The sequence below is a fragment of the Oculatella sp. FACHB-28 genome, assembly GCF_014696015.1.
In the GTDB taxonomy this organism is placed as follows: Bacteria; Cyanobacteriota; Cyanobacteriia; order Elainellales; family Elainellaceae; genus JAAUTN01.
This window is the reverse complement of record NZ_JACJPJ010000050.1, coordinates 121,926-136,108: the sequence shown is the minus strand read 5'-3', so window position 1 is coordinate 136,108 and position 14,183 is coordinate 121,926. Positions and strand designations below refer to the sequence as shown.

Below are 14,183 nucleotides of genomic sequence, written 5' to 3'. Positions count from 1 at the left end.
TTAAGAGAGAGCTTCAGCGATCCATTGCTTGAGGGTAGGCAGCACTTGATCCAGAGCAATTTCTTCAGATTCGCGGGTAGCACGTTTGACCACTTCGACTTTGCCATACTGGAGTGATCGCCCCGTCACAATCCGAAACGGAATACCGACCAGGTCAGCATCTTTAAATTTGACTCCGGCCCGTTCGTCGCGGTCGTCGAGCAAGGTTTCTACACCAGCCTGATTCAGTTCGGTATACAGCTTTTCAGCCGCTTCTACCTGGTTGGCATCGGCAATGTTGGGAATGACGACGATCGCATGATAGGGAGCGATCGCCACGGGCCAGATGATTCCATCCTTATCGTAGGATTGCTCAACGGCCGCCTGTGCCAGTCGAGACACACCCACCCCGTAGCAGCCCATGTACATGGGAGCGGGTTCACCCTGCTCAGTCGTGTAGGTTGCACCCATTGACTTGGAATATTTCAAGCCGAGTTGGAAAATGTGACCAACTTCAATGCCTCTGGCACTTTGGAGGGTTTGGCTGGAGTCATGTAGGGCGCGATCGCCTGCTTGGGCTTTTCTCAAATCTACAGCTAGCTTGGGAAGCTGAAACTGCTCACCCCAATTTGCCCCAACGACGTGATGCCCTGATTCATTTGCTCCTGTCGCAAAGTTTTTTAGCTCAACTGCGGTTGGGTCTACTATTCGCAAAAACTTTGGAGCTAAATTTTTGGATGACTGAATGTAATCATCACCCAAATCAGGAGCAATGTAACCTAGCGGCAAGGGTTTTGCCGCCCACTTTTGTTGGGCCTCAGCATCAGGAACGGTTAGCGCAATCACTGTGCTGCCACCGTACTGATCTGCCTGTTTTACCAGTTCATTTTGCAATTTCACTTCGTTGACATCCTGATCGCCCCGGATGCTGACTAACACCAGCACGTTCATGCCGTTGTTGTACGTCACCTGGTAAAGTACGTTTTTGACGATCTGCGTGGGTGAACACTTGAGGAAATCGCAGAGGGTAGCGATGGTTGGCGTTCCAGGGGTTTCTAATTTCTCGTATTTCTTGAAACCGGAAGGTTCAGCATCGAGCGGTAAGGAAACCGCTTTTTCGACGTTGGCAGAGTATTTGCCGTCCTCCGTGTAGAGAACTTCGTCTTCCCCTGCGTCCGCTAGAATCATGAACTCCTGGGAACCGGAACCACCGATCGCCCCCGAATCTGCCTCGACAGCCCGAAATGCCAATCCGGACCGCCGAAAGATGTTGTTGTAAGCGTGATACATCTTTTCGTAGGACTTTTTCATGCCTGCCTCATCCATATCAAAGGAGTAGGCATCTTTCATAATGAATTCTCGCCCACGCATCAGACCAAAGCGGGGGCGGATTTCATCTCGGAATTTGCTTTGAATCTGATAGAGGTTGACCGGCAACTGACGGTAGGAGCGGATCATGTCACGGGCGATCGCCGTCACGACTTCTTCATGGGTTGGACCTAGCCCCAATTCGCGATCCTGCCGATCTTTTAAGGCGAACATGATGCCTTCAGCTTTGGTGTAGGTATCCCACCGGCCCGATTCGCGCCATAACTCTGAGGGCTGCAACTGAGTTAGCAAGCATTCCTGCGCTCCGGCAGCGTCCATTTCTTCTCGCACAATTTGTGAGACTTTCTTGAGGACGCGCCACAGCAGCGGTAGGTAGGCATAAAGACCACTGCCAATTCGCCTCATGTATCCTGCCCGCAGCAGCAGTTTATGACTGGGAATTTCTGCCTCTGCTGGATCTTCCCGCAGGGTTAAAAAGAGCATCTGTGACAGCCGCATGGTTTGCCTTCCTACAAATTGTCTTCCTACAGAAGTCTAGACTACTAGCTCTTCGATCGCTCTGACGCAGATTTTTGAGCTGGGGTAGGGCGATTTGCAGAGGGGCTACTAGATTCCCGTGGCTTTTGTGGAGCAGGTGGCTCTGGGTGAAGCTGTTGACGACCATTGCGAATGACACGAATCATGTCACTAAGCTGTTGCTCCATGCCTTTGAGGACGCTATCGGCGTAGTCATCTGCGCCTTGCTGGATCTCCTCGGATTCGGCGATCGCCCGCTTCCTAATTTCCTCTAATTCCTGCTGAGCTTGGCGGCGCATTCGATCAATATCAGCCATCGTTTGCTCTTGTGCGGCTTCACATTCCTGCTGCACCCGCTGCCGAATTTGTTGTGCTTCTAGCTCAGCTTGCCGAATTAAACCCATCTCATCCAAGATTTGGGCGGCCCGTCGCTCTGCAGTTTCCAAAATTTCTTGAGCATACTGCTCTGCTTCTGACAACAAGTCTTCCTTGTGACGAACCACTTCTGCCGCTTCTTGGAATGCCGTTGGCAGGTTCAGTCGAATTAAGTCAAGTTGATCGAGCAACTGCTCTTCGTCCACCAAAGTCCGCTTGCTCAGAGGAATCCGGGGACTGTCGAGAATCATCTCTTCCAGCTTATTGAGCTCTCGCTGGATATCAAGGCCGCCTATTCGGGCTGCATCTCCGTAGGAACCTCCAGCGGAGACTCCGGCGTGTGGGGTACTTCCGCTACGGTCGGGGCTAATACGGTCGGAGTCTTGGCGTAACATTGATGGATATCCAGGGCAACGGGTTGAGGGACAAGATGATCTACAGGACCACCAAACCTAGCGATTTCTTTAACTAGGCTGCTACTCAGAAAGCTGTACTCGTTTGAAGTGGCTAGAAAAACGGTTTCAACATCGTCTGAGAGCGTTTTGTTTGTATGAGCCATCTGGAGTTCCTTCTCAAAATCAGAGAGGACTCGAAGACCCCGCAACAGCACTCCAGCTTTTCGCATTTTTGCATAGGTTACAGTCAAACCGTCAAAGCTATCAACTTCAACGTTGGGCAGATGACGGGTGGTCAAGCAAATTTGCTCTATCCGTTTCTGCGCTGAAAACAGCGGCGTTTTGTTAGGGTTCGTCGATACCAGCACAATCACCTGATCAAAGAGCTGACAGCCTCGCTCAATGATATCCAGATGACCCAGCGTAATCGGATCGAAACTACCAGGATACACTGCAATCACGATTTAGTTTCTCGACTCGCTGAAGCGATTTTACCGGATGCTGATACTGCCATCTTGGGAATATCAGGACATTATACAGATGGCAACGGAGGCGTTAACGGCGAAAACAAAGAAATTTCTATCGGGTGGAATTTATTGAATGACTTGCACTGAGTTGAACACTTTAGTCAAACCAACTCTGGAGCATATTTCTCTAAAGCATATTCGGAGAAGGCTGCCGTGGCAGAATTTGCCAGGTTGAGTAACGGCCCGTTTTGCTCTTGCCCGTTGGTGGCTAGTTCACTGTGGCACAAGTAGACTCGTTCACCCACTCGACCAAGAAGGTCTAAGATTTGGCGCTGGAGGCGTTGCTGATCGGCTTCCGTGGCTTCGGCCGCTGTCCAGGGGCGTCCTGACCAAGATTGCAAAAATAGAGGTGCGCCAAATAAAGGTCCACCCCCCGTTAGCCAAAGGGCTGAGCCTGCATCAAGCCAGAAGTGCCAGCGATGAAAACGACGGTTTGAGCGGTATTGAAAGATGGTCGCCAAGGTGACTGCCTGACTCGTTGGACCGATTGGACGAGCGGGAAAAGGGTCTGCTGTTATCGTCCCGTCGCGCAATAGCTGAATGAAGTGTCCGACGCTGGCAGAGACTGGAGATTCTGCCCGACTTGCTACGGAACCTGCTGCATCAGCTTGTCTTAGCCGATTATCTACCTCCCAGTAATGTTGGGCGGTTTCCATCAGTTCTCTGAGGGCGGCAAGTTGGTCGTAGGGTAAGTTGCTACCACCCGAGAGGAAGCGCTGAGTAGCACGATCGAGCAGAACAACAGGATTAGGGATTAGGCGTTGTTGCTGCTGAATTTGTTGCGTCTCGACCCATTGCAGTAGGTCGGTATAGAAGCTAGTTGCTTGGTAACCCAACCGATCCCAGCGAGGGAAGGCATTAGCGGGAAGGAGTTGGGGGTGCTCGGAGTCAGGAAGATAGCAGTGGTCGGTTAGTAACCCTGCCCGCACAGGATCAATTCTCGCTAGGTCGAGTCCCGATCGCCCCGCATCAAAGGCAGGAGTTTGGCTCAGCACGACCAACATTTCAGAAACGGCATCGCGGTTGATCAAATGCCCTAGCCCCGGATAGATAAATGCCATCAGGGTTAGCAAAGCGCGAATCATGGGGGAACTGTTGAGCGGCTGCTGATCGTTGAGTGATTCGACGGCGATCGCCCGACTGGTCAAAATTTCTCGCAGCGTGTATCGGGCGATCGCATCCAAACCGGGTCCAATCACCGCTACTTCCTGAGGCTGCACCTGCCCAGAGTGAATTGCCGATGTGATCACTTCTGCCGTCTGGCGCAGCAGTTGTGCTCTAGAAGTGGTTTGAATTGAATAGATAGAATCTGGCAGCTCGGGTAGCGATAGCGGTTCTTGAATCCAGTTCACTATCGTTTCACCCCAGGTTTCAGTCAAACTGTCTGGTTGGGGAGATAAGGTTTCAACCTGACACCGTGCAGCTAATCCAGCTAGATAGTCAGGATCAGCGCCCAAACCTAATCGAATTGAACCGTCTGGGTTATAGCTAAACACGCCGGGAATACCCTGATCGAGCAAAAACTCGAAGAGGAAACGGGCGATCGCCGGGTATTCATCCACATCATCAGCGGCGATCGCCCGATAGCGGCGTTTAAGCTGCTGTTGATAAGTGGGATGCGGCAACAAATATCGCCAGTAAAGCTGAGAAATAATCCCATAGGTCAGCAGTCCTCGCTCCAGACACCACGTCTGCCAGCGCAGCAACACTTCCTGCATGCAGTCCCAGAGGTCAGCCGACCCCTCCTGCCCCGCAAACCCATCCTTTAAGACGCTGGCAATGTCCTCCGTGGGGATGCCCCCACTTGCGGCTAGCTGCAGCAAATCGAGTGTTCGACGCACCAGATAATACTCACTGACTCCTTCCTGACTAAGCCGTCCGTCATCTAGCTCAGGTCGCCATAGCCGCGTCGCTAATTCCTGCTCAGTCTCCGGGCGCAGCCGCAGCGGAAATTGAGTCTTTAAGCCCAACTGTTGTGCCAGCAGAGGCCAAAACAGCACAACCTCACTCTGGAAAAAGCCAAGTGGAGTTGTGGAATCAAAGGGAAATTGAGCTTGAGTGGCTACTGCAATGCGGTCTGCCAGGTCAATCCGATTATCTCCATTGGCAGCAAAGACCAAGGTAGCAGGAGCAGGATGAGGATGAGGCTGTTCTGCAAAAAACTGAGCTAGAACCTGAAATTTCTCAATCAAGCGGCTCGTCTTACCACTCCGAGTTGAGCCGACGAGCCAAACAGAGGCAGTCACAACGGACGAGCTGGAGGACGGATTTGATATGATACTACGTACCTTAACCTTTAAATACTAGGAAGTTTTCTAGCCTTATTATAAGTTAGGCATTATCAAGGTTTATTGAGCTTGAAGTTTACTTGCCTGCCAAATCTACAGCGGTCCTAAATCAACAGTAAGACGAACAGTCCGTGAGAAAAGCACTTCGTCAGGGACCCCTTTCACAACTCCTTTAAGATTAGTATGAATAAATTGGATTGTTTAAACACAAAAGTTGAATATCTTTAGACATAAGCTGCTAGAAAACATGTTAGGCACCCGCTAAACCACATATGAAAACATCTCTTTTGGCAACGATTAAAGGGTATTTGCAGGGTGCTAATCAGTGGTTTCTGAGAACACCAGAGCGTGCCTTAGACGAGGCTTATGAAGCTGCTTTAAGAATCAAAGCGATCGAAGATGCCCATTTTGGTGGCAGTAAAATATCGACTGACTATGGAACTTATAGCAAGAGCGCACAGGATTACTTTCAATCAGAACTGACGAAGTACTTGAACATTGCAAAAGTGAGGCTGGCAGAGTTCAAAACCAGCAGCTCCATTTTGCAGATTTCCAATCAAAAAATTACCGAGATTCAGTTAGAAGAAAATGCTGATTTACGTGCAATCAGCATTATCGACAAACCCGGTCTTATTCTAAAGAAGCTCAGAATAGTAGATGAAGTTCTTGCTCGCTATAGTTCTGTCAGACAAAAGCCTTCCTCCTTAATTTCAATTTCAGAATCCACTCAGATTACTGATGTAAAAGTGCGGCAGCCAGGGCGTATTGAACCTCAAAATAATTCACCGGATCAGTCAGCCAAGAAGCAGCCTAAGCCAGATTTATCAACCGACGGTGATTCTATTGCTGATAAAACTGGAGTTTTGCCCAGGTCGATTCTAAGAACGGTAGATCGAATTAAACGAGAACTCGATCCTAAAGCGGAAGAGCAGGTTGTTGATAGTTTCCGTAGCTCCAAAGCTAGAACCGTTATTTCCTTAAGATTTGTTCTGTTGCTCATTATCATTCCGCTGCTAACTCAGCAAATCTCGAAGAACTTTCTAATCGGACCGCTGGTTGACTCTCTCCGAGATGAGGAGCAGTCCGAAGTTTTTCTAAATGCAGAAATGGAAGAAGAGGCACTGGATGAACTGCACCGATATGAGGAAAGAATTAGGTTTGAAAGTTTCATTGGTAAGGCTCCACCGGTTTCTGAAGAAGCGATCGCAGAAGTATTACGACGCAGGGCATCTGAGATCGAGGAGGAATATCGCCAGAGAAGCTCTAACGCAATTAAAAATGTTTTTTCTGACTTAATCTCTTTAATTGCATTTACAGGTGTTATTTACTTCAGCAAACGAGAGATTGAAGTTTTAAAGTCATTTTTTGATGAGTTGGTTTATGGACTTAGCGATAGCGCTAAAGCCTTTATTATTATTTTGTTGACTGATACCTTCGTCGGTTTTCACTCACCTCATGGATGGGAAGTCATCTTGGAGGGGGTTTCTAGACACTTAGGACTGCCTGCCAATCGAGATTTTATTTTCTTGTTTATTGCAACCTTTCCTGTAATTTTAGATACAGTATTCAAGTATTGGATCTTTCGATATTTGAATCGGATCTCGCCTTCGGCTGTCGCGACTTACAAGACGATGAACGAGTAAGGCGATCAGAAATGCCAGATTTCAGAGCGCTTCGAGATACCATAGAAGTATGGTCAAAACCGTTGATGTCCTGGGAGTCCCTCACGCCTATGAGCTAACTCCTCCCAGAGATAGCTCTGTCGTTCTGGTTTTTGTTCACGGCTGGCTGCTGAGCCGTGAATATTGGCGGCCTACCATTCAGCAGCTATCGCCTCACTATCAATGCTTATCCTATGACTTGCGAGGATTTGGTCGCTCGCAAGCTGCAACCCCTAAGCCTTCCAGTCAAGCTTCATCGCCACAAATGTCTGCTGCTGAGCAGAACAGCTCATCCGAGCGCTCAACTCAGTTCGACCGAGTTCAGTCAGGCAGCACTAGTTCAGTTGCTCAATCGAGTGTTCTAAAGCAAAACGCTACTTTAACGGTTCCTTCTCGATATGCTCCAGCTGCTTATGCACAAGACTTGACTGTTTTGCTGGAGCAGCTTGAAATTTCAACTGCCTGGTTGGTAGGTCATTCTCTGGGAGGCAGTATTTCTCTATGGGCTGCCGATCAGCTACCCCAGAAAATTAGAGGGGTTGTGTGTGTAAATTCGGGTGGTGGTATTTACCTCAAAGAGGAGTTTGAGCGGTTTCGGGCAGCAGGGCAGCAGTTGGTCAAGCTGCGTCCACGCTGGCTCTGTCGTTTGCCGCTGCTCGATCTGCCGATGTCGCGGATGAATGTGGCGCGTCCACTAACGCGGCAGTGGGGTAAGCAGCGGTTAGTAGATTGGGTCGCGGCACATCCAGAAGCCGCTCTGGGAACACTACTGGACTCAACGACAGAGACAGAGGTTCACAGTCTGCCCCAGGTTGTTTCCCGACTGCAGCAGCCTGTGTACTTTATTGCTGGGGCAGAAGACACGATCATGGAACCTCAGTACGTTCGTCACTTGGCCAGTTTTCACCCTTCGTTTGAATGCTGCGGCAACAATGTGGTTGAAATTCCTGACTGTGGACACCTAGCGATGGTTGAGCAGCCAGAGGAAGTGGCAGCTCAAATTCAAAGGATTGTCGCGAAGCATGAGTTCTGATTGAGTTAAATCAGGTTTTGGTGATAGCAAGCAGTCGTTTGCCCCTTGAGGACAAAACCTGGCTCACAAATTTCCTAAGTCGCATAAAGCTGCATGACGTTGGCGATCGCCATTCGAGATTGTGTCCCCAAGGTCAGCGGTGATCTGTGTCCCCGGTTGAAATGATCGGCAGCTGCACAGCCAATCATCGCAGCATTATCAGTGCAAAACTGCATGGGCGGAAACAGCACGCGCAGATTGCGCTCTGCGGCGGCAGCTTGGAGGCGACGACGCAACCCTTTGTTAGCCGCAACACCACCGCCAACCGCAATGGTGTCTAGCCCATAGTCGAGGGCACAAGCGATCGCCCGTTTGGTGAGCGATCGCGCCACCGTATCCTGAAAACTGGCAGCCAGATCCGCCACAGGCAAAGCTCCCTCGGACTGCTGCAGCTTTTGGGACAACCGCAGCACAGCAGTTTTTAAGCCACTGAAGCTAGAGTCATAGCGATGGTAGCCGCCTTCTGGAAGGGAAACCTGACCTTCAGGCAAGGAAAAAGCCTGGGGATTGCCCTCAGCTGCCAGTCGATCGATCACGGGTCCACCCGGATAGCCCAAGTTCATCAGCCTTGCTACTTTGTCAAAAGCTTCTCCAGCAGCATCGTCGCGGGTTTGACCCAGCGTCTCATAGTGACCGCAATCTTTGACGTAGATCAGGCTGGTGTGCCCACCAGAGACGAGCAAACAGAGAAACGGGGGTTCCAGCGCTGGTTCACTCAAGTAGGAAGCGTAGATGTGCCCTTCCAGGTGATGCACACCTAGAAATGGCTTTTGGTGCAGCATTGCCAGCGTTTTTGCAGCCGTTAAACCAACCAATAGCGCTCCAACTAACCCTGGTGCAGCAGTTGCAGCAATGCCATCAATTCCAGACCAGTCGAGTTGAGCCTGCTCCAAGGAATGGGCGATCGCCCAATTAATGATCTCTACGTGCTGACGAGATGCCACCTCTGGCACCACGCCGCCATACTGCTGGTGAATGGCAATTTGAGACGAAACCACATTGCTCAACACCTGGCGATCGCGCACCACCGCAACGCTCGTTTCATCACAACTCGTTTCAATTGCCAAAATCGTTGCCATACGTTGCTAAAAAGCCCAAACTTCTATTCAATCAATTTCTTTTAAAAGCTTAACTTTACTGGGTTTCCCTGTGAGAGTATGATTGCTCTGAAGTTCAACTTTGTTTGTACAAATAACTTAATTTTTTTGTACAAAAGACTTTGCTTTTTGTAATAAAGGGAAACAATTCCATGCAACGATTGTTTGCTCTAGTGCTAGTTCTTTTTCTATGGGCAGGTTTTGCACCTCCTGCCTCTGCTGATGTCTCCGGGTTAACCCCCTGCGCTGACACCCCCGCTTTTCAACAGCGTGCCTCTAACGCTAAGACAGAACAAGCTAAAAAGCGATTTGATTTCTACGGTGATAATCTGCTTTGTGGTCCCGAAGGTTTGCCCCATTTGGTTGTAGATGGTCGTCTGAATCATGCAGGCGAGTTTCTTATTCCTGGCATTCTCTTCCTTTACATTGCCGGATTGATTGGCTGGTCTGGTCGCTCTTACCTAATCTCGGTACGCGGTGAAAAAGACCCTGAAATGAATGAAGTCGTTATCGATGTGCCTCGTGCCATTGGTATCATCCTCTCTTCTCTCCTTTGGCCCCTAGCAGCCATTAAAGAGTTATTGAGTGGCGAATTAGTCGCGAAAGAAGAAGAAATTCCAATTTCACCTCGATAATTCTGTTAACTTCTAGCTGACAAACTTGCTGAATTGGGTTGGATCGAACTCTCGTGAAATCCAGCATTAATTTCAGTTTTGTTGGGTTACGCTAGCGCTAACCCAACCTACGCAACCGACAACTTAATTCATCTTCTGAATGTTTGGAGCATATTCATGCAATCGCAGTATCTCCTGAAATATCTATCGACCGCTCCGGTGTTCGCGACAGCTTGCCTGTTTGTTATTGCTGGAGCTTTGATTGAATTTAACCGCTTTTTCCCTGACCTGCTGTTCCACCCGCTGCCGTAGGTTTTGACAAGATTTCGTTAGTTTTGAAATCAACGCCATAGATAAAAAGCACATTGCTTAAGCTGTGATGTGTTTTAGTCTATGGCGTTGCTGTAAGCGACTACGGAATGGGCAAAGAGTGCAGACTCGTGCCCATTTTTTCATGGAATACGAATCAGTATTCCGGTCTACTTCACCCGCTGAGGTTGCCCCCAAATGACCCGTTCGTTTTTGTAGATGGCGATTCCAGGCTTTGCGCCTTTGGGTTTGTAGACGTGTTTAGGTTCAGTGTAAATAATGGGAACTTGTTCGCTTTGACGAGCGCGGCTGTAGTAGGCGGTCAGGTCAGCCGTGAATTGGAGGTCTGCTTCATCAGGAACGTCACCTGCCTGAAGCCTGAGCAGCACATGGCTACCGGGAATTTCCTGAGCGTGAAACCAGAGGTCATAGTCTCCCGCCAAACGGAAAGTTAGCTGATCGTTTTGGCGGTTGTTGCGTCCAATTAGAACTTCGTGCCCCCCGGGCGTTTGCTGCCGACGAAAATCGGTGCTGGGAGGGGCAGAACTACGGCGGTCAGGGGCTTCAAGATATTTTTGCTGGATCAGTTCATCGCGAATTTCTGCGAGGGAAAGCAGATCATCGGGAGTTTGGTATTGCTCTGGCTGGGAAATGGCGACTTCGACTTGCTCCAAATAGGCGATTTCTGCCTGGACTTCATCTAACAAGGGAATTAGCGCAGCTCGCGATCGCTTCAACTTCTGATGTCGTTTGTAAAGCGCTTGAGCATTTTGGACGGCGTTTTTTTCTGGATTGAGCGGAATGGTAATCGGTCTTTCGGTGGTGAAATCAGCCAGGGCGATCGCCTTCATACCTGGTTGCCATTCGTGCAGATGCGCCATCAGCAGATCTGCCTGTTCTCGATAGTCATCTGCCTGGTCAGACTGCTGGAGACGAGTTCGAAAGTCCTGCGCTTTAACGTTTAACTTTTTCAGAATGTTGCTTAATTTTTGTCCAATTTGGTGGCGCAGCTGTGAAAATTCTTGCTGATTGAGCTGGTCAGTGTAGTAACGGTTGAGCAAATCCTGCACAGACTTGACAGGTTCAACAGTGCCCCAGCCCATAACGGTATAGCCCTGCGTCAACCAACCCGGTTGAAACTGCTGTTGCTCTAGTGCTCGTAGCCAGGTTTGCCAGCAGTCAAATAGCTGTTGCCAGTGGCGATCGCTTAAGCTATCCGTCGGTTGATCGGGCTCCAGTTCAACAGCCTGTGCCATTGAAGCAATCAGAGTAGAACTGAGTCCCCGATAGCTTTTCAGGATATTGCGCTTTAACGAGCCAGGAACAAGACTAATTCGCTCACGCCAGCGGGATTGAGCCTCACTCAAGCTGGGAGCAGGATCAGTCAGCGCGGGCGGAACTTCGTAAGGTTGCCCCGTTTGAATTGGGCGTACGCTCGACTGTTGGGAACTGACCTGATGCGCCGCCGTGACGATGAGAGCTTCCTGGTTAGTCAAAATCACGTTGCTGTATTTGCCCATGATCTCGACGTAGAGATGCCAAAGTGCGTCTTCACCTGGGCGACGGGCAAACTGCAGGTCGAGAACGCGTTCCCAGGGAGCGATCGCCTTAATCGTCACCAGCGCCAACCCCTTTAGCTGATGCTGAAGCTGTTGGCTAAAGGTAAAGGTATCTGGTACACGCGGCGGTGGGTCGCCAATGCAAACGCGAGCAGCTTGCGGATGCCAGGATAGCGTTAGCCAGGCTCGCTGATCTAAGGTTCGCAGAGCCAACGCGATGGTGTGGCGATCGCGTTGATAGACCTGCTCTAGTCGAGCAGGCAACCAATCTGTCTGCAATTCCGCGCAGGCAGCCATGAGAGTCGTAAAGTCAACGGGTTGCAAAGCAGAACATCTTTTCAATCACAACAAAATTGAGTCAGTCGCTTCATTCAACTTGAGAAATTTCAATTAGAATGGCTAGCCGATCATAGGCTCTTAAGTCAAAGAATTTATGCCAAAAGGTAGAAAAAACGGAGAATAAAAGCAAAGAACGGGGATTTTCGGGAATTTAAGCTTGTTGGTCATTTTTTTTGTCGATAGTATTGAGATTAAGACTTTTTAAACCTTTACTCGGCTAGGTCATTCTATTTATTATGGACATTAAGCTGATCAATATCGGTTTTGGTAACATCGTATCCGCCAACCGAGTGATAGCTATTGTGAGTCCAGAATCCGCCCCTATTAAACGTATCATTACTGACGCTCGCGATCGCGGACAGCTTGTTGATGCTACATACGGTCGTCGTACTCGGGCAGTGATTATTACTGATTCTGGTCACATTATTCTTTCTGCAATTCAACCCGAAACCGTTGCTAATCGTTTTGTGGTTAGTAAAGACGGTGCAAGCGATGATTAAAACTGATTTTTTTGAGCGGTTGCTACTTCCTAAATCGCTCATAAAACATTCAAGGTGAGGGCATAAGTTTGACCCAGAATTTGAGGCAGGTATTAACTAACTTAGTGCAGTAAAACTATATTTCTATTTAAATGCAGCGTTGCTTACCAAAGCATTTTAGGTCGTGCTGAAATAGACTAGCGATCGCACTCAACCTATTAAATCACCTACTCCTAACTCAACTTTAGGAAAAGCCGAACCCGAAAAACATTCCCTTGGTTGAAACGTTTTGATAGTTTAATATCTATCAAACGGACACCTCAGATGGACATTTTGGTAGTTCAAGCACTATTCCTTAAGAGCATGTTGCCTGAATAAAATGCGTTTTGAGCAGGCTACGAAATTTTAACAGCAGCATTGGTACTGAGATTAATGTCGCAGTGTTCCCACACTTGCCCATCCATTGCCATTTGTTCAATTTGGCTAGCCAGGCGCAAAGCTTTAAGGGCTTGTTCCCCTCCTACCGAAGGTTGGTTTCCCCCTCGAACACAGTGGACAAAATGCTCTAGCTCAGCATGAAGCGGTTCAATATTGCTGGTGTAAACTTTTTCAATTAACCCATCCTGCCGATAAAGCACCTGCCCATAGTCCGTCAGGCAATTTGCGGTCGTTTGGCGGTGGATCAGGATCTCATTGTTGAGAAAATCTGCCTCAGTCAAAGAATTTTTGCAGTGAGCGGCAATGCGGCGAATCTTTCGATGCGTTACCTTGCTAGCCGTTAGGGTTGCAACGATGCCATTAGCAAAGCCCAAGGTAGCAGTCACATAATCTAGATAGCCTGAATCTGCTGCTCGACTGCCACTAGCTGTCAGCTTGGCGATGGGCGCACCTGCTAGCTCTAGCAGCAGATCAATATCATGAATCATCAGATCTAGCACGACCGAAACATCGTTGGCTCGGTCAGAATAAGGGCTCATGCGATGAGCCTCTAATGCCAGCAATTCTTCAGTATTCAGCACTTTGCTGAGTTCCTGAAAAGCAGGGTTAAAGCGCTCTATGTGACCGACCTGCAAAATACAGTGTGATTCCGCAGCAGCGTTGACGAGTGATTCGGCTTCAGCAATGCTGGCGGCGATCGGTTTTTCGATGAGTACATGCACGCCTGCATGAAGGCAGGTCAGTCCTACGACGTGGTGCAACAGCGTTGGAACGGCAATGCAAACCGCATCAACATGTTTGAGTAACTCGCGATAGTCTTCAAAAAAGCGGGCGCGATATTTGCTAGCAGTATCTAGACCTCGCTCAACGTTTACATCTGAGACACCTACAAGCTCGACATCTTTTAGCAGACTGAGAACTCTAGTATGCTTTTGTCCCATGCTGCCGACTCCGATCACACCAACCCGAATGGGCTCAGGTTGGCTGCGCTGTAAGTGGGAACTGGCACACCCCACAGAGGTACTCTCTTGCACTCCTGTTGTCTCCTACACCATGAAATCACGCCGAAAAAGTGACTGCTGTGCAGTCGTCAGACCAACCAGATAGTATCACGATGGTCTTTATATAAAGAATTCCGAAGTTTGGTTTAAATCGAATACGGTGCTTCCATTTATTGTGCAACGTGACTGACTTTGCTTTACTAAA

Annotated in this window: 12 protein-coding genes; 5 read left to right on the top strand and 7 right to left on the bottom strand. The window is 49.0% G+C overall.

Annotated features, from left to right (window positions below; genetic code table 11):
• The 4 genes from H6F88_RS10355 to H6F88_RS10340 form a co-directional block, all read right to left on the bottom strand.
• Entirely contained in the window at positions 1-1,806 is a 1,806-nt protein-coding gene (locus H6F88_RS10355; protein WP_190642669.1) for a proline--tRNA ligase, read from the bottom strand.
• Positions 1,807-1,850: 44 nt separating this feature from the next.
• Positions 1,851-2,594 (bottom strand): DivIVA domain-containing protein, encoded by a 744-nt coding sequence (locus tag H6F88_RS10350; protein WP_190642668.1) that lies wholly within the window; start codon positions 2,592-2,594, stop codon positions 1,851-1,853.
• Positions 2,492-3,055 (bottom strand): pantetheine-phosphate adenylyltransferase, encoded by a 564-nt coding sequence (gene coaD / locus H6F88_RS10345; RefSeq protein WP_190642667.1) that lies wholly within the window; start codon positions 3,053-3,055, stop codon positions 2,492-2,494. Before coaD ends, H6F88_RS10350 begins: the two co-directional genes overlap by 103 nt.
• A 167-nt stretch (positions 3,056-3,222) precedes the next feature.
• On the bottom strand, positions 3,223-5,367 hold the full coding sequence (locus H6F88_RS10340; protein ID WP_347277688.1) for a recombinase family protein: 2,145 nt from the start codon (positions 5,365-5,367) through the stop codon (positions 3,223-3,225).
• 314 nt (positions 5,368-5,681) lie between these two features.
• On the opposite strand from H6F88_RS10340, the gene H6F88_RS10335 reads away from it, so the two are divergent.
• Both H6F88_RS10335 and H6F88_RS10330 read left to right on the top strand, forming a co-directional pair.
• Entirely contained in the window at positions 5,682-7,052 is a 1,371-nt protein-coding gene (locus H6F88_RS10335; RefSeq protein WP_190642666.1) for a proton extrusion protein PcxA, read from the top strand.
• Between the two features lie 49 nt (positions 7,053-7,101).
• Complete coding sequence (locus tag H6F88_RS10330; protein ID WP_190642665.1) at positions 7,102-8,103, top strand: alpha/beta hydrolase; 1,002 nt, start codon at positions 7,102-7,104, stop codon at positions 8,101-8,103.
• 74 nt (positions 8,104-8,177) lie between these two features.
• On the opposite strand, the gene tsaD is transcribed toward H6F88_RS10330, so the two are convergent.
• Entirely contained in the window at positions 8,178-9,221 is a 1,044-nt protein-coding gene (tsaD, locus tag H6F88_RS10325; protein ID WP_190642664.1) for a tRNA (adenosine(37)-N6)-threonylcarbamoyltransferase complex transferase subunit TsaD, read from the bottom strand.
• 170 nt (positions 9,222-9,391) lie between these two features.
• Between tsaD and H6F88_RS10320 the strand changes: the two genes are divergently transcribed.
• Together H6F88_RS10320 and psaJ are read left to right on the top strand one after the other, a co-directional pair.
• A complete protein-coding gene (locus tag H6F88_RS10320) occupies positions 9,392-9,874 on the top strand; it encodes a Photosystem I reaction center subunit III (RefSeq protein WP_190642663.1) in 483 nt (160 codons plus the stop codon).
• 156 nt (positions 9,875-10,030) lie between these two features.
• Positions 10,031-10,165 carry a photosystem I reaction center subunit IX gene (gene psaJ, locus H6F88_RS10315; protein ID WP_190642662.1) on the top strand — a complete coding sequence of 45 codons (135 nt, stop codon included), beginning with the start codon at positions 10,031-10,033 and terminating at the stop codon, positions 10,163-10,165.
• Positions 10,166-10,332: 167 nt separating this feature from the next.
• Here psaJ and H6F88_RS10310 read toward each other — a convergent pair whose 3' ends face one another.
• Entirely contained in the window at positions 10,333-12,045 is a 1,713-nt protein-coding gene (locus tag H6F88_RS10310) for an NFACT RNA binding domain-containing protein (protein WP_190642698.1), read from the bottom strand.
• 251 nt (positions 12,046-12,296) lie between these two features.
• Between H6F88_RS10310 and H6F88_RS10305 the strand changes: the two genes are divergently transcribed.
• Positions 12,297-12,560 (top strand): DUF370 domain-containing protein, encoded by a 264-nt coding sequence (locus H6F88_RS10305; protein WP_190642661.1) that lies wholly within the window; start codon positions 12,297-12,299, stop codon positions 12,558-12,560.
• Positions 12,561-12,934: 374 nt separating this feature from the next.
• Here the strand turns inward: H6F88_RS10305 and H6F88_RS10300 are convergent, their stop codons facing one another.
• On the bottom strand, positions 12,935-14,011 hold the full coding sequence (locus H6F88_RS10300) for a Gfo/Idh/MocA family oxidoreductase (RefSeq protein ID WP_190642660.1): 1,077 nt from the start codon (positions 14,009-14,011) through the stop codon (positions 12,935-12,937).
• Between the last annotated feature and the right edge of the window lie 172 nt (positions 14,012-14,183).